This is a genomic window from Bosea sp. 685, from assembly GCF_031884435.1.
Lineage (GTDB): Bacteria > Pseudomonadota > Alphaproteobacteria > Rhizobiales > Beijerinckiaceae > Allobosea.
Genome location: NZ_CP134779.1, coordinates 6,151,632 through 6,166,343, shown reverse-complemented (window position 1 = coordinate 6,166,343; position 14,712 = coordinate 6,151,632). Strand labels below are relative to the sequence as shown.

The following is a 14,712-nucleotide window of genomic DNA, read 5'->3' as shown; positions in this document are numbered from 1 at the left end:
CGAGCGCTACGGTCTGGATTGCCTCTCGCGGCCCCGAGCGGCTATGAATCGATGCACGCGACCCTCTGCGTGCGCCGAGCTGCCGTCGGAGGCCCGACCATGCGCATCGAGAACGATCCAAAACTCGACTTCCGCGACGTGCTGATCAGGCCCAAGCGCTCGACGCTGGGCAGCCGCGCCCATGTCGACGTCACCCGCGGTTTCCGCTTCGCCCATACCGGCACGGAATGGAGCGGCTTTCCGCTGATCGCGGCCAATATGGATGTGGTCGGTACCATGGCGATGGCCCGCGCGCTGCTGAAGCATGGCGCCATGGTCGCCCTGCACAAGCATTACGGTGCCGACGAGCTGATCGCCTTTTTCAAGGAGCCCGAAGCCGCCAACGCCTTCTATTCGCTGGGCACCACCGAGAGCGACCATGACAAGCTCAAGGCCGTCCATGCGAAGGCGCCGATCAGCAAGATCTGCCTCGACGTCGCCAATGGCTACACCGAGAAATTCGTCGACACGGTCAAGGCGACGCGCGCCGCCTTTCCCGATGCCGCGATCATGGCCGGCAATGTCGTTACCGGCGACATGACGGAGGCGCTGATCCTGGCCGGCGCCGACATCGTCAAGGTCGGCATCGGGCCGGGCTCGGTCTGCACCACGCGCAAAATGACCGGCGTCGGCTATCCGCAGCTCTCGGCCATCATCGAATGCGCCGATGCGGCGCACGGGCTGAAGGGCCTGGTCTGCGGCGATGGCGGCTGCACCGTGCCGGGCGACCTCGCCAAGGCCTATGGTGCTGGCGCCGATTTCGTTATGCTGGGCGGCATGCTGGCCGGCCATGACGAATGCGAGGGCGAGATCCGCTATGAGGAGCGCGATGGCGAGAGGGTCGCCATCGGCATGACCTTCTACGGCATGTCGTCTGACACGGCGATGAAGCGCTATGCCGGCGGCGTCGCCAAATACCGCGCCTCCGAGGGCAAGACCGTCGAGGTGCCCTATCGCGGCCCGGTCGAAGGCACGATGTCGGAATTGATGGGCGGGGTGCGTTCGGCGATGACCTATATCGGCGCGGTCAGGCTGAAGGAGGTGCCCAAGCGCACCACCTTCATCATGGTCGGCAGCCAGCTGAACACGGTGTTCGGGGGGTGATGGGGGTCGGCCGGGCTAGAGACTGTTTGGAAAGGTCCTTCGCCTTCATCCAGCCGGGCTCTGAGAGGGGCTGCCCCGCCGCGCTGCGGACATTGCATTGTTGCGAAAAGCCCCATTCCGCGACGTTGCAAGATCGGGCGATTTGCCGCCGCTTTAGTCGGGATTAAAGCGACGAGCCCAGTCAGCTCGAATGAAGCGTTTTCTTCCTTGACCTGGAGCTACTCCAGCTCGCTAGCCTGCATGGTGTTGGCAGGCGATGGGCAGCAGGGATATGCGTATTTCGGAAGCGGCATCCACAAGCGGATTGAGCATCGACACCATCCGCTACTACGAAACATTGGGGTTGCTTCCGAAAATTAGGCGAGGAAGCGACAGGCAGCGGGACTTCTCCGGCGAAAATGTCGAGTGGCTTGTTCTTCTGTCCTCGTTGCGCGAGACGGGCATGCCAATGGAGCGGATGCGCTATTTTGCGCAGCTCTATCAGCAGGGGAACGAAACGCTGTCCGAACGCAGGGCGGTGCTTCTTGATCACGCCACGCAATTGGAAAAGCGCCGCGCTGCTTTGGACCGTTGCGCTGAACTCCTCGCCTACAAGCTCAAACGGTATGACGAATTGGCGAAGAGGGCGTCATGAGGATTATCGTCGTCGGTGCCGAAGGCGATATCGGTAAGGCAGCCTGTGAGGAGTTGGGCTCTCGCCACGACATCATCCGGGCCGGACGGTCGAGCGGTGATATTCAGGTTGATATGGCTGACCGCTCCTCGGTTGACGCCATGTACATGAAATGTGGCAAGGTCGATGCCGTGATTTCGACCGCCGGGACCGTCCATTTCGGCCCGCTTGCCGAGTTCACCGAAGAGACATTCATGCTGGGCCTGCGCCACAAGGTCATGGGGCAGGTGAATCTTGTGTTGGCAGGTTTGACGAGCGTCAGCGATGGCGGCTCGTTCACGCTGACAAGTGGGGTGCTCGATCGCGATCCTATCCGGATGGGGACAGGCGCGGCGGCGGCGAACGGCGCGCTTGGAGGTTTTGTTCTTGGCGCGGCGATCGAGATGCCTCGCGGCCTTCGCATCAATGTCGTGAGTCCCGGCCTGCTAGATGTTTCCGTGCCAAGATACGGGGAATGGTTCCCCGGCCATGAACCCGTTTCGTCAAAGCGGGTAGGGCTTGCCTACGCAAAGAGCGTGGAAGGCGCCATCACCGGCAAGGTGATCATCGTCCAATAGATTCGCGGAATTTCCAGGCTTCGCGACGAAGGGGCCCAATTGGGAAGTCGCAGCTATTCCTGTCGCAAAAATCTGTTGCAGACGAGGTCTTTTGCGACGGGTTCGATGACTGCAATCCATCTGAAGCCGTCGCCGCCCCCGCTACCACTCTCGCCCCGGCTGTTGCATAGTCGCCGCTTCAGTACGAAAAGCCGCCCACGGCTTCGGGGAGAGCGACGATCATGAAGACAACAATTCTGGCTGCGGCGTTCCTCGCCGCCGGCGCCTCGCTGGCGAACGCCCAACAACTCGCTCCGAGCCCGACGCTCGATGCGATCAAGGCGCGCGGGAACATCGAATGCGGCGTGCATCTCGGCCTGCCCGGCTTCTCCTTCGCCAATGACAAGGGCGAATGGACCGGGCTGGATGTCGATTACTGCAAGGCGCTGGCGGCCGCCGTGCTCGGCGACGCGACCAAGGTCAAGTTCACCCCGACCTCGGTGCAGCAGCGCTGGCCGATCCTGCAATCGGGCCAGGTCGACGTGCTCGCCCGCAATTCGACCATCACCTTCTCGCGCAATGCGACGCTCGGCCTCAACTTCCAGGGCATCAATTTCTACGAAGGCCAGACCTTCATCGTCCGCAAGAAGGCCAACGCCAAGACGGCGGCCGATCTCGATGGCGCCTCGGTCTGCGTCGCCGCCGGCTCGACCGAGGAGAAGAACGCCGCCGACTGGTTCCGCGAGCGCAACCTCAAGGTCACCATCACCAATTTCCAGAAGAACGACGACGCCATCACCGCCTATGATTCCGGCCGCTGCGACGCCTACACCGCCGGCGTCGGCGCGCTCGCCGGCCAGCGCGTCAAGCTCAAGGTGCCCGACGAGCACATCATCCTGACCCAGCCGATCTCGAACGACCCGCAGGGACCAGTGACGCGCTGGGGCGATGAGCGCTGGCAGTTGATCGTGCGCTGGGTGCTGAACGGCACCATCGCCGCCGAGGCGCTCGGTGTCACCTCCGCCAATGTCGACGAGATGAAGGCCAATTCCAAGAACACCGAAGTTCGCCGCCTGCTCGGCGCGGAAGGCGGCTTCGGCGCGATGATGGGGCTGCCCGACGACTGGATGTACAAGGTCATCAAGCAGGTCGGGAATTATGGCGAGAGCTTCGAGCGCACCGTCGGCCAGGGCTCGACGCTGAAGCTGGAGCGCGGCCAGAACCAGCTCTGGACCAAGGGCGGCCTGCTCTTCACCCCGCCGTTCCAGTGAGAGCTGAGCGGTTCTGCCGCTCCTAGCTCGATTCATGAACGCGCGCCGTCATCTCGGACAAGCGGCGTAGGCCGCGCTGATCCGGGCTTCACACCAGAGTCGCAAGCATCACGGTGGTGCTTGCGACTCGACGTTCAGCTAAATGGCGCGTTTCGGGCAACAATCTTATGTGATTTGGATATTTGGGGATGATCGGCCGAGTACCGAATTCCGATGAAATTGCCCGGATCGACAGTGAGCATCTCCTAACCACGGAGCTCAAACCAGCCGACCTGTTGTTCGTATTCGGAACGCGCGATGGCGTGAAAGAGCGCATCGATGCGGCTTATCATCTCTGGCGCGATGGTTACTGCCGCTGGCTCATTGTCAGTGGCGGCCTTACGCCAGGCTCCGACATGACCGAGTGTCACATCATCAAGGCGGGGCTTGTGTCGCTCGGGGTGCCCGCTGATTCGATCCTCGAGGAGCACAAGGCGACGAACACTGGCGAGAACGTCATATTCTCATTGCCGATCATCGACGCGCATCTCGGTCTCGACACGATCCGCACCGTGATTTGCCTTGGTAACCTCTGGACTTCGCGCCGGTATCCGATGACGCTTCATCGCCACTGGCCGGAGCCTGAGAAAATGCTCGTTGTCGTAAATCACTACGAAACGCCCAATGCACTCTGGCATACGGATCCGGAACTTTGTGCGCGAGTGCTCAGTGAATGGGATAAAATCCAACCTTATATGGCCAACGGGTTTATCGCTGAATGGCCGCAATAGAACGCCGCTTTTAATAATGCGGAATCTCGAAATTAGAGAATTTCCAGGCTTTCTACAAAATTGTTATTAGAGATCAGGATATAGGTTTCTTGACCAAAGCCCTCGCCCTCATCAACGACAAGCGCGTGCGCGACTGGATCTACCAGGCCGCGCTCATCGTCGGGCTTGTCGCCCTGACCATCTATTTCGTACGCAACGCCTCGCAGAACATGGTCAAGGCCGGCATTGCCTCGGGCTTCGATTTCCTCTGGCGAACCTCGGGCATCGACGTGCCCTTCGTGCTGACGAGCTATACCCAGGCCGACAATATCCTTGGCCTGTTCTGGGCCGGCGTCGCCAACACCACGCTGGTGACGGTGATCGCGATCGTGCTGGCCACGGCTCTGGGCTTCGTGCTCGGCATCGCAAGGCTGTCCTCGCATTGGCTGCTCTCGACCCTGGCAGGGGCTTATATCGAGTTCGTCCGCAACATCCCGCTGCTGTTCTTCGTGCTGTTCTGGTATTTCGGCGTGATCGCTGCCCTGCCGGCGCCGCGCGACAGCCTGAGCGTCTTCGGCATCGCCTTCCTCAATAATCGCGGGCTGACGATCCCGCTGCCGGATGCGCCCGCCAATTTCCGCTGGGCCGTGGCTGCGATCCTGCTGGCCTGGCTGGCGCAGTGGCTGGTCGCGTTCTGGGCGCGCAGGCGCAAGGAGCGCACCGGCCGCGATGCGCCCGTGCTCGCCATCGGCGCCGTGCTGGTCATCCTGGTCCCCATCCTCGCCATCGCCTGGGCGAGCCTGGCGACACGCTGGGACATCCCCATCCTGCGCGGCTTCAACTATCGCGGCGGCTTCGTGGTGATCCCCGAATTCGTCGCGCTGCTGGCGGCGCTGGTGACCTATACGGCAGGCTTCATCGCCGAGATCGTGCGCGGTGGCATCCAGGCCGTGCCGCATGGCCAGACCGAAGCCGCCTCGGCGCTTGGCCTGCGGCGCGGGCAGATCCTGCGCTTCGTCACCATCCCCCAGGCATTGCGGGTGATGATGCCGCCGATGACGAACCAGTATCTCAACGTGCTGAAGAACTCCTCCTTCGGCGCGGCCATCGCCTATCCCGACGTGGTCAGCCTGTTCATGGGCTCGGCGCTGAACAACACCGGCCAGGCGATCGAGATCATCGCCATGACGCTGGCGGTCTATCTCGTCATCGGGCTCGCCGTCTCGGCCCTGATGAACTGGTACAATGCCAGGATCGCGCTGGTGACGCGATGAGCGAGGCTACCTTCCCGCTCTGGCGCAAGCGCCTGTTCGGCACACCCGCGACGGCGGTCGGCACGCTCGTCATCGCGTTCTGCATCGCCTGGATCGCGGTGCCGTTCCTGCGCTGGGCCTTGATCGACGCGAATTGGGTGGGCACGTCGCGGGGCGACTGCACGGCCGGCGGCGCATGCTGGGTCTTCATCCGCGCCCGTTTCGGCCAGTTCATGTACGGGCTCTACCCGGCCGACCAGCGCTGGCGTGTCGATCTCACCGGCATCCTGTTCCTGCTCTCGGTCGCGGCCATCGTCTTCGCGCCGAAGCGCCTGCAATTGCGGCTGGGCCTGCTTGCCCTCGTCATCCTGCCGCCGCTCGGCATCTGGCTCCTGGCCGGCGGCTTTGGCCTCGGGCCGGTCGAGACGCGCGAATGGGGCGGGCTGATGCTGACCTTGTTCATCTCGGTCTATTCCAGCCTGATCGCGATCCCGCTCGGCATTTTGTTCGCGCTCGGGCGGCAATCCGAGCTCAAGGTCATCCGCCTCGTCAGCATCCTGTTCATCGAATTCTGGCGCGGCGTGCCGATCATCGCGGTGATCTTCCTCGCCTCGCTGCTGCTGCCATTGATCCTGCCCAGCGGCGTCGGCATCGACAGGCTGGCGCGCGCCGTGATCGGGCTCGGCCTGGTCATCGCCGCCTATATGGCGGAAGCCGTGCGCGGTGGCCTGCAGGCCCTGCCTTCGGGCCAGCGCGAGGCTGCGACAGCGCTCGGCCTGACCTATTGGAAAGCGACCGGGCTGATCGTCCTGCCCCAAGCGCTGCGCATCTCGCTGCCGGCGATGACGAACGAGTTCATCGCGCTGGTGAAGAATACCACGCTGGTGCTGGTGGTCTCGATCCTCGACCTGCTCGGCATCGCCCAGGCCTCGCTCGCCGATCCGGCCTGGGTCGGCATGAACATGGAGGCCTATTTCTTCTCCGGCGGGATCTACTGGCTGATCTGCTACGGCCTGTCGCGCTGGAGCCGGGCGCTGGAACGCAGCGGCCGCCAGAGGCAGCGCTGAAACCTGCATGGCCCAGTCTTCAACGAGCCGGCACTACCAGGTTCGGGGCTCAAGATTTATAATCGGATGTGCTTCAGCGGCCGTCAAAGACGGCCGCTGAAGGCTTTTTACGCCTGGATCAGACCAGGTCGAAGCGATCGAGATTCGTCACCTTGGTCCAGGCCGCGACGAAGTCCTTCACGAACTTCTCCTGCGCATCCGAGCTGGCATAGACCTCGGCCAAGGCGCGCAGCACCGAGTTCGAACCGAAGACGAGATCGACGCGGGTGCCGGTCCATTTCGGAGCGCCGCTCTTGCGGTCGATGCCCTCGAACACGTCCTTGGCCTCGGAGACCGCCTTCCACTGCGTCCCCATGTCGAGCAGGTTGACGAAGAAGTCGTTGGTCAGCGCGCCCGGTCGGTCGGTCAGGATGCCATGCGTGGCTCCGTCGGCATTGATGTTGATCGCGCGCAGGCCGCCGATCAGCACGGTCAGTTCGGGCGCGGTCAGCGTCAGCAACTGCGCCTTGTCGATCAGCACCGCCTCGGCGGGCACCTTGAGCGCCGCATTCTGGTAGTTGCGGAAGCCGTCCGCGGCCGGCTCCATGACCTCGAAGGAATGGATGTCGGTCTGCGCCTGCGAGGCGTCGGTGCGGCCGGGCGCAAATGGCACGGTCACGTCGTGGCCCGCGGTCTTCGCCGCCTGCTCGACGCCGGTATTGCCGGCGAGCACGATCAGGTCGGCCAGCGAGATCGTCTTGCCGCCGCTTGCGCCTTGGTTGAACGCGAACCGGATCCCCTCCAGCACCGAAAGCACCTTGGCGAGCTGCAAGGGCTGGTTGACCTCCCAGTCCTTCTGCGGAGCCAGGCGCAGGCGCGCGCCATTGGCGCCGCCACGCTTGTCGCCGCCACGGAAGGTCGAGGCCGAGGCCCAGGCCGTGCCGACGAGTTCCGATACCGTCAAGCCCGAGGCCGCGATCTTGGCCTTGAGCGCGGCGACATCGGCGTCATTGACCAAGGGGTGATCGACGGCCGGCACCGGATCCTGCCAGATCAGCTCTTCCCTCGGCACTTCCGGCCCGAGATAGCGCGAACGGGGCCCAAGATCGCGATGGGTCAGCTTGAACCAGGCGCGGGCGAAGGCCTCGGCGAAGGCCTGCGGATTGTTCAGGAAGCGGCGCGAGATTGTCTCATAGGCCGGGTCGAAGCGCAGCGACAGGTCGGTCGTCAGCATGGTCGGCTTGTGCTTCTTCGCCGGATTATGGGCGTCGGGGATGACGGCCTCCGCGTCCTTGGCCTCCCACTGGATCGCGCCGGCGGGGCTGCGCGTCTGCACCCATTCGAACTTGAACAGGTTCTCGAAAAAGAAATTGCTCCACTGCGCCGGCGTCTGCGTCCAGGTGACCTCGATGCCGCTGGTGATGGTGTCGCCGCCTCTGCCGGAGCCAAAGCGGTTGTGCCAGCCCAAGCCCTGCGCTTCCAGATCCGTGGCTTCAGGATCGGGTCCGACATTGTCGGCCGGGGCGGCGCCGTGGGTCTTGCCGAAGGTGTGGCCGCCCGCGATCAGCGCCACGGTCTCCTCGTCGTCCATCGCCATGCGGGCGAAGGTGTCGCGAATGTCCCTGGCGGCCAGCAATGGGTCGGGATTGCCGTCCGGGCCTTCCGGATTCACGTAGATCAGGCCCATCTGCGCTGCGGCGAGCGGGTTTTCGAGGTTGCGCGAATGCACCTTGCCGTCGGCGTTGTCGTCCGACACGAGCACGGCTTCGTCGGCAGGCTTCGCCACGCCTTCCGAACCGTGAGCATAACGCACATCGCCACCGAGCCAGGTGGTCTCACGGCCCCAGTAGACATCCTGGTCGGGTTCCCAGGTGTCGGCACGGCCAGCGGCGAAGCCGAAAGTACGGAAGCCCATGGTCTCGAGCGCGACGTTGCCGGTGAGGATCATCAGGTCGGCCCAGGAAATCCGCTGGCCGTATTTCTGCTTGATCGGCCAGAGCAGGCGGCGCGCCTTGTCGAGGCTGACATTGTCCGGCCAGCTGTTGAGCGGAGCGAAGCGCTGCTGGCCGCGGCCGCCGCCGCCCCGGCCGTCGGCGAGGCGATAGGTGCCGGCGCTATGCCAGGCCATGCGAATGAACAACGGGCCATAATGGCCGAAATCGGCGGGCCACCAATCCTGCGAGTCGGTCATCAGCTTGCGCAGGTCGTTCTTCAGCTCCTCATAGTCGAGCTTGCCGAATTCCTGGCGGTAGTCGAAGGCCTGGTCCAGCGGGTCGGATTTGGACGAGTGCTGGTTCAGCAGATCGACGCGCAGCTGATTGGGCCACCAGTCGCGGCTCTGGGCGCCACTGGCGCCGTGAGCGACCGGGCATTTTCCCGCGCCCGCTTCAGTCTTCGCATTCATGCTTCTCTCCAGTTCACGTTACGCCGGTTGCGCGGTTCTCTCGACAAGCAGATCGGCGCCCAGGCATGCGATCCGATATCGTGGCCTGTTAGACGAGTGGGGGTCGGACGCGCGGAACGCCGCTGAGAGCGTCTTAGCAAAGGAGTTTCATTATATTAATTCCGATTTTCTGATTGTAGCGATAAGCTGAGATTATGACGAACCTGACACTGAAGCAGCTGCGCTATTTCGAGGCGCTGACACGCCACGGTCACTTCGGACGCGCGGCGGAGAGCTGCGCCATCTCCCAGCCGGCCCTCTCGATGCAGATAAAGGCCTTCGAGGAAGAGCTCGGCGCCGAGCTCTTCGAGAGAGACAGGCGCCAGCTTCGCTTGACGAGCTTCGGCGAAGAGATCGCCCTGCGCAGCAAGGAGATCCTGCGTTCGCTCGAGGAGCTGGAAGACTATGCGCGCAGCTCCCGCGGCGGGCTGGTCGCGCGGCTGCGCATCGGCGTGATACCGACGGTCGCGCCCTATCTGCTGCCAAGCCTCATCGGCGAGCTGAACCGTCTCTATGACGGCCTTGACCTGCATGTCAGGGAGACGCTGACACCGAAGCTGGTTCAGGAACTGAATGAAGGCCGGCTCGACATGGCGATTGTCGCCTTGCCGGTATCGGAGCCTTCATTGACCGAAACCACCCTCTTCACGGAAAGCTTCGTCCTCGTCCGGCCGCGCGAGGACGAGGGCAAACCCGCTCCCCATCCCGAAGCTCTCCGCGAAATGCGGTTGCTGCTGCTGGAGGAAGGGCACTGCTTTCGCGAGCAAGCCCTCTCGTTCTGCAACAAGAACCCGCGTGCGGTGCAGTCGCGCGACCTGCTGGATGCAAGCTCGCTGTCGACACTGGTGCAGATGGTCGATGCGGGTCTGGGGATCACCTTGATCCCGGAAATGGCCGTGGCGGTCGAGACGCGCTCGGCCTCGGTCTCGATCACACGCTTCAAGCCACCCCAGCCATCGCGCACGATCGGTATGGTCTGGCGCAAGACGAGCCCGCTATCCAAGCAGTTTTCGCAGATTTCCGAAGCTGTGCGCCTGTCGGCCGGGGCCGCTCGGTCATAGAGCCCGCAAACGCGGAAACGCGCCGTCATCCCGGGCAAGCCGCGTTAGCGGGCAGATCCGGGATGGCGGCGCGTTTCCGCGCAGAAGCAGCATGGTCTAGAGGCGCTCAGCGGAAGAAGCCGAGCGCCTGACTTGCTATTGAGCCTCAGCCCCGTCCGGCCATCTTGCTGCGGTCGCGCCTGCGATCCGCCGCCGGCTGGTAGGCGATGCGCGAGTGGTAGGTGCAATAGGGCATGCCGGTCTGCGAACGGCCGCCGCAGAAGCGGAATTCCGGTGTCGTGGGATCGCCCATCGGCCAGCGGCACATATATTCGCGCAGGTCCATGATGGTGACGCGTTCGGAGAACGGCACCACCACATCCTCGGAGAGAACCGTCTCCTGCTCGGCTTCGGCGTCCGCCTCGGCAGCATATTGCGGAGCCAGCGCATTGTTGCCACGCGTCATGCCGGGATGGGCGCCAGCCATCGGATGGCTCGGCGAGCGGGTCGGCGCCTTGCGCGGCGTGCTGGCGCGCGGCGTGCTCGCCGCGGCCGGATTCTTGGCCCGGCCGGACAGGCCGAGACGGTGGACTTTTCCGATCACGGCATTGCGCGTGACGCTGCCGAGCTCACCCGCGATCTGGCTGGCGCTCAGGCCGTCGCTCCAGAGCTTCTTGAGAAGCTCGACGCGTTCTTCCGTCCATGCTCCGGCTTCGTTCATCGGCTTCACCTATCGTCTCCGCCCAGCCCCTCGCGGGCCCAGGCTAGGGTGGCTCATGACGGAATCCATGACCGGCAGCGTCCGTTGCTCAACGGAAGCTGTTACACCCGGAACTGACGATACAGGGGACGCCGCACGAGATGTCGTATCTGACTGACGAGATCATACAAGATGGCGGGACTCGGCGACAAGAGTCCGCGAATCAGAAAACGGCTTTTCCCCAGGCCATTCGCAAATGTCCCGTCAAGTGAATCCATTCGGCAACGCTTACGTTGCGGCATGAAACCGCTTGCGGCGCAATTGACAGCGCCCAGCCGCTTTTGCATAGTCAACCTTGTCGGGCCGCCCTTTTGGGCGGCGCTTATGTTTTTGACGGATCAGGGTCCTCCTGCGATGCGGATGACGGCGCGACGAGAGATCGGGAACTGGCTGCGACGATAACGTCGCCGTCGGGTCGCATGATGCTGGCAAGATGCCGGCTCGCGCCCAGATTGTCGTTCAAGCTCAGCGCCCTTCCGTTCTCATCCGCCCCGTCGCGAGGACCGTCTCCATGTCATCCGCCGTTACTGCTTCCACTGTCCCGTCCGTATTGCTGCCGACCTATGCCCGCGCCCCCGTCGCCTTCGAGCGCGGCGAAGGCGCTTGGGCGATCACCAGTGACGGCACGCGCTATCTCGATTTTGGCGCCGGTATCGCCGTCAACTCGCTCGGCCACGCCCATCCGCATCTGGTCAAGGCCCTGACCGAGCAGGCGGGCAAGATCTGGCACACCTCCAACCTCTACACGATGCCCGATGGCGAGAAGCTGGCGCGCCGGCTCTGCGAGGCGACCTTCGCGGAGCGCGTCTTCTTCACCAATTCGGGCGCCGAGGCGAATGAGTGCGCCATCAAGATGGCGCGGAAGTACCATGCCGCGAAGGGTCATCCCGAGCGCTATCGCATCATCACCTTCGAGGGCGCCTTCCACGGCCGGACGCTGGCGACCATCGCCGCCGGCGGCCAGCAGAAATACATCGACGGTTTCGGCCCCAAGGTCGACGGCTTCGACCAGGTGCCGTTCGACGACGAAAAGGCGCTGAAGGCCGTGATCGGCCCGGAGACCGCAGCCTTGATGATCGAGCCGATCCAGGGCGAGGGCGGCCTGCGTTCGGTGCCGCCGCGCATGCTGCGGCAGCTGCGCGAGCTCTGCGACGAGCACGGCCTGATGCTGATCTTCGACGAGATCCAGACCGGCGTCGGCCGCACCGGCAAGTTCTTCTCCTATGAGCATGCCGGTGTGGCGCCCGACATCATGTCGATCGCCAAGGGTATCGGCGGCGGCTTCCCGATGGGCGCCTGCCTGGCGACCGAAGAGGCGGCCTCGGGCATGACGCTCGGCACGCACGGCACCACGTTTGGCGGCAACCCGCTCGCCATGGCGGTCGGCAACGCCGTGCTCGATGTCATTCTCGGGGATGGCTTCATCGAAAAGGTGGCGCAGACCAGCCTGCGGCTGCGCCAGTCGCTGGCCCAGCTCAAGGACCAGCATCCCGACGTGATCGAGGAGATTCGCGGGGAGGGGCTGATGCTCGGGCTGAAGCTCATTACGCCGAACACCGATTTCGTCGCGGAGGCGCGGGCCGCCGGCCTGCTCGTCGTCGCCGCCGGCGACAATGTCGTGCGCTTGTTGCCGCCCTTGATCATCAGCGATGCCGAGGTCTCCGAGGCGGTCTCGCGGCTCGACCAGGCCGCGCGCGGCGTCGAAGCCACGCTGAAGCGCCCCGCCGCCGAATAAGCCCCGCTCTTTTCATGACCCAAGACTTGCCATGACCCAAGACCTGAAGGAAGCGCCCGTGACGCGCCATTTCCTCGACATCTCCGATTTCTCGACCAAGGAATTGCGCGCCATCCTGCGCGCCGGCGAAGAGATCAAGGCGCGTCGGCGCACCCCTGATGCAGCCGGAGATCGTCTGCTCGAAGGCAAGGTCATCGCCATGATCTTCGAGCAGCCCTCCCTGCGCACCCGTGTCTCCTTCGATGTCGGCATCCGCGAACTCGGCGGTTCGCCGATGATGGTGACCGGCCAGGAGATCGAACTCGGCGAGCGCGAGACCATCGCCGATACGGCCCGCGTGCTCTCGCGTTATGTCGACGCGATCATGATCCGCATGCTCGATCATGATTCCGTGGTCGAGATGTCGAAATATGCGACCGTGCCGGTGATCAACGGGCTGACCAAGCGCCAGCATCCCTGCCAGGTCATGGCCGACGTCATGACCTTCGAGGAGCGCAAGGGGTCGATCAAGGGCAAGCGCATCGCCTGGACCGGCGACACCAACAATGTCCTGACCTCCTGGGTTCATGCCGCCGGCCGGCTCGATTTCGAGCTGGCCATCGCGACGCCCGAGGAATTGGCGCCGCCGCCGGCGCTGCTCGATTGGGCGCGTGACCAGGGCGCCAGGGTGAAGCTGACGACGCGGCCGGAAGCGGCGGTCGAGGGCGCCGATTGCGTCATCACCGATTGCTGGGTCTCGATGGGTGACGAGGAAGGCACGCGCCACAATCTGCTGCGGCCCTACCAGGTCGACGACCGCCTGCTCGACCGTGCCGAGAAGGACGCGATCTTCATGCATTGCCTGCCGGCGAGCCGCGGCGAGGAGGTCACCGATTCGGTGATGGACGGGCCGCAATCGGCTGTGTTCGACGAGGCCGAGAACCGCCTGCACGCGCAGAAGGGCATCCTGGCCTGGTGCTTCGGCGGAGTCTCCGCCTGATGGCGGCTGAGGATCCGGGGGCAGGCGTCGCCGTGCTCGACGACCGGGTGGTGCCGTTCACGGTGCCCGATCTCGACGTGCGCGGCCGCGTCGTGCGGCTCGGCCCCTCGATCGACACCATTCTCGGCCGGCACGATTATCCGGAAGCCGTCTCGCGCGTGCTCGGCGAGGCGGCGGCGCTGACCGTGCTGCTCGGGACGGCGTTGAAATTCGAGGGCCGCTTCCAGCTCCAGACCAAGAGCGACGGGCCGATCTCGATGATGGTGGTCGATTTCAACGCGCCCGACACCTACCGCGCCGTCGCGCATATCGACGAGGCCAAGCTGGAGCAGGCCGTGGCCTCGGGCAATCTGAGCACCGGCGACCTGCTCGGCGAAGGCCATCTCGCCATGACGGTCGACCAGGGCTCGCAGACCACGCGCTATCAGGGCGTCGTCACTCTGAACCGGCAGAGCCTGGAAGAGGCGGCGCATCAGTATTTCCGCCAGTCGGAGCAGATTCCCAGCCGCATCCGGCTCGGCGTCGGCAGCGTCGTCACCGGCGCGGGCCGGGAATGGCGCGCCGGCGGATTGCTCGTGCAGTTCATGCCGCATTCGGTCGATCGCCTGCGCGCCGCCGATCTTCACCCCGGCGATGCGCCTGAAGGCCATGAGATCCTGAGCAGCACCGACCCGGACGGCATCAGCGACGATTCCTGGGCCGAGGCACGCTCGCTGGTCGAGACGGTCGAGGACCATGAATTGCTCGACCCGATGCTGGAGAGCGAGCGCCTGCTCTACCGCCTGTTCCATGAGCGCGGTGCGCGCGTCTTCGAGCCGGTCGTGGTGCAGGAGGCCTGCCGCTGCTCACGCGAGCGCGTGCTCGGCATGCTGCGCGGCTTTTCAGCCGAGGATCGCAAGGCGATGGTCGCCGATGACGGCACGCTCGGCGTGACCTGCGAATTCTGCTCGCGGCGCTATACCTTTGAGGCGTCGGAGGTCGAGGCTGGGCTGCCGGCGGCGGAGTAAGGCGACGGCCAAAGCGTCAAACGGCTCCGCATGTCCGCTTCAGGATACGCACAAAGCCAGACCCGAAACCCTCGCGG

Annotated in this window: 13 protein-coding genes; 11 read left to right on the top strand and 2 right to left on the bottom strand. The window is 64.3% G+C overall.

Annotated features, from left to right (window positions below):
• The first annotated feature begins 99 nt into the window (after positions 1–99).
• From RMR04_RS30000 to RMR04_RS29970, 7 genes are all read left to right on the top strand, one after another.
• Positions 100–1,143 (top strand): GMP reductase, encoded by a 1,044-nt coding sequence (locus RMR04_RS30000; RefSeq protein ID WP_311912148.1) that lies wholly within the window; start codon positions 100–102, stop codon positions 1,141–1,143.
• A gap of 271 nt (positions 1,144–1,414) precedes the next feature.
• Positions 1,415–1,777, top strand: coding sequence for a MerR family transcriptional regulator (locus RMR04_RS29995; RefSeq protein WP_311912147.1), 363 nt, complete (start codon positions 1,415–1,417; stop codon positions 1,775–1,777).
• Positions 1,774–2,373, top strand: a complete 600-nt coding sequence (locus tag RMR04_RS29990) for a short chain dehydrogenase (RefSeq protein WP_311912146.1) — start codon at positions 1,774–1,776, stop codon at positions 2,371–2,373. The genes RMR04_RS29995 and RMR04_RS29990 overlap by 4 nt, the downstream gene beginning before the upstream one ends.
• 221 nt (positions 2,374–2,594) lie before the next feature.
• Positions 2,595–3,623, top strand: coding sequence for an amino acid ABC transporter substrate-binding protein (locus tag RMR04_RS29985; protein ID WP_311912145.1), 1,029 nt, complete (start codon positions 2,595–2,597; stop codon positions 3,621–3,623).
• A 188-nt stretch (positions 3,624–3,811) separates the two neighbouring features.
• Positions 3,812–4,393 (top strand): YdcF family protein, encoded by a 582-nt coding sequence (locus RMR04_RS29980; protein ID WP_311912144.1) that lies wholly within the window; start codon positions 3,812–3,814, stop codon positions 4,391–4,393.
• Between the two features lie 89 nt (positions 4,394–4,482).
• Positions 4,483–5,646 carry an amino acid ABC transporter permease gene (locus RMR04_RS29975; RefSeq protein ID WP_311912143.1) on the top strand — a complete coding sequence of 388 codons (1,164 nt, stop codon included), beginning with the start codon at positions 4,483–4,485 and terminating at the stop codon, positions 5,644–5,646.
• Positions 5,643–6,692: an amino acid ABC transporter permease gene (locus tag RMR04_RS29970; protein ID WP_311912142.1), complete on the top strand. Its 1,050-nt coding sequence runs from the start codon at positions 5,643–5,645 to the stop codon at positions 6,690–6,692. Before RMR04_RS29975 ends, RMR04_RS29970 begins: the two co-directional genes overlap by 4 nt.
• A gap of 118 nt (positions 6,693–6,810) precedes the next feature.
• Here the strand turns inward: RMR04_RS29970 and katG are convergent, their stop codons facing one another.
• Entirely contained in the window at positions 6,811–9,075 is a 2,265-nt protein-coding gene (katG, locus tag RMR04_RS29965) for a catalase/peroxidase HPI (protein WP_311912141.1), read from the bottom strand.
• 194 nt (positions 9,076–9,269) lie between these two features.
• Between katG and RMR04_RS29960 the strand changes: the two genes are divergently transcribed.
• On the top strand, positions 9,270–10,175 hold the full coding sequence (locus RMR04_RS29960) for a hydrogen peroxide-inducible genes activator (protein ID WP_311912140.1): 906 nt from the start codon (positions 9,270–9,272) through the stop codon (positions 10,173–10,175).
• 145 nt (positions 10,176–10,320) lie between these two features.
• On the opposite strand, the gene RMR04_RS29955 is transcribed toward RMR04_RS29960, so the two are convergent.
• Entirely contained in the window at positions 10,321–10,875 is a 555-nt protein-coding gene (locus RMR04_RS29955) for a GcrA family cell cycle regulator (protein WP_311915990.1), read from the bottom strand.
• A 550-nt stretch (positions 10,876–11,425) separates the two neighbouring features.
• Between RMR04_RS29955 and RMR04_RS29950 the strand changes: the two genes are divergently transcribed.
• The 3 genes from RMR04_RS29950 to RMR04_RS29940 are packed head-to-tail and all read left to right on the top strand — an operon-like array spanning position 11,426 to position 14,635.
• Entirely contained in the window at positions 11,426–12,649 is a 1,224-nt protein-coding gene (locus RMR04_RS29950; RefSeq protein ID WP_311912139.1) for an aspartate aminotransferase family protein, read from the top strand.
• A 31-nt stretch (positions 12,650–12,680) separates the two neighbouring features.
• Positions 12,681–13,628 carry an ornithine carbamoyltransferase gene (gene argF, locus RMR04_RS29945; protein ID WP_311912138.1) on the top strand — a complete coding sequence of 316 codons (948 nt, stop codon included), beginning with the start codon at positions 12,681–12,683 and terminating at the stop codon, positions 13,626–13,628.
• The gene (locus tag RMR04_RS29940; RefSeq protein ID WP_311912137.1) at positions 13,628–14,635 is read left to right on the top strand and encodes an Hsp33 family molecular chaperone; all 1,008 of its coding nucleotides are present in this window, start codon (positions 13,628–13,630) and stop codon (positions 14,633–14,635) included. Before argF ends, RMR04_RS29940 begins: the two co-directional genes overlap by 1 nt.
• Positions 14,636–14,712 lie beyond the last annotated feature (77 nt).

What these genes read in the sequence shown, in the direction of transcription:
- RMR04_RS29985 (WP_311912145.1), top strand. Translation starts at nt 2,595, where the DNA reads ATGAAGACAACAATTCTGGCTGCGGCGTTCCTCGCCGCCGGCGCCTCG.
- RMR04_RS29960 (WP_311912140.1), top strand. Translation starts at nt 9,270, where the DNA reads ATGACGAACCTGACACTGAAGCAGCTGCGCTATTTCGAGGCGCTGACA.
- katG (WP_311912141.1), bottom strand. Translation starts at nt 9,075, where the DNA reads ATGAATGCGAAGACTGAAGCGGGCGCGGGAAAATGCCCGGTCGCTCAC.
- RMR04_RS30000 (WP_311912148.1), top strand. Translation starts at nt 100, where the DNA reads ATGCGCATCGAGAACGATCCAAAACTCGACTTCCGCGACGTGCTGATC.
- RMR04_RS29970 (WP_311912142.1), top strand. Translation starts at nt 5,643, where the DNA reads ATGAGCGAGGCTACCTTCCCGCTCTGGCGCAAGCGCCTGTTCGGCACA.
- argF (WP_311912138.1), top strand. Translation starts at nt 12,681, where the DNA reads ATGACCCAAGACCTGAAGGAAGCGCCCGTGACGCGCCATTTCCTCGAC.
- RMR04_RS29980 (WP_311912144.1), top strand. Translation starts at nt 3,812, where the DNA reads ATGATCGGCCGAGTACCGAATTCCGATGAAATTGCCCGGATCGACAGT.
- RMR04_RS29940 (WP_311912137.1), top strand. Translation starts at nt 13,628, where the DNA reads ATGGCGGCTGAGGATCCGGGGGCAGGCGTCGCCGTGCTCGACGACCGG.
- RMR04_RS29990 (WP_311912146.1), top strand. Translation starts at nt 1,774, where the DNA reads ATGAGGATTATCGTCGTCGGTGCCGAAGGCGATATCGGTAAGGCAGCC.
- RMR04_RS29995 (WP_311912147.1), top strand. Translation starts at nt 1,415, where the DNA reads ATGCGTATTTCGGAAGCGGCATCCACAAGCGGATTGAGCATCGACACC.
- RMR04_RS29950 (WP_311912139.1), top strand. Translation starts at nt 11,426, where the DNA reads ATGTCATCCGCCGTTACTGCTTCCACTGTCCCGTCCGTATTGCTGCCG.
- RMR04_RS29955 (WP_311915990.1), bottom strand. Translation starts at nt 10,875, where the DNA reads ATGAACGAAGCCGGAGCATGGACGGAAGAACGCGTCGAGCTTCTCAAG.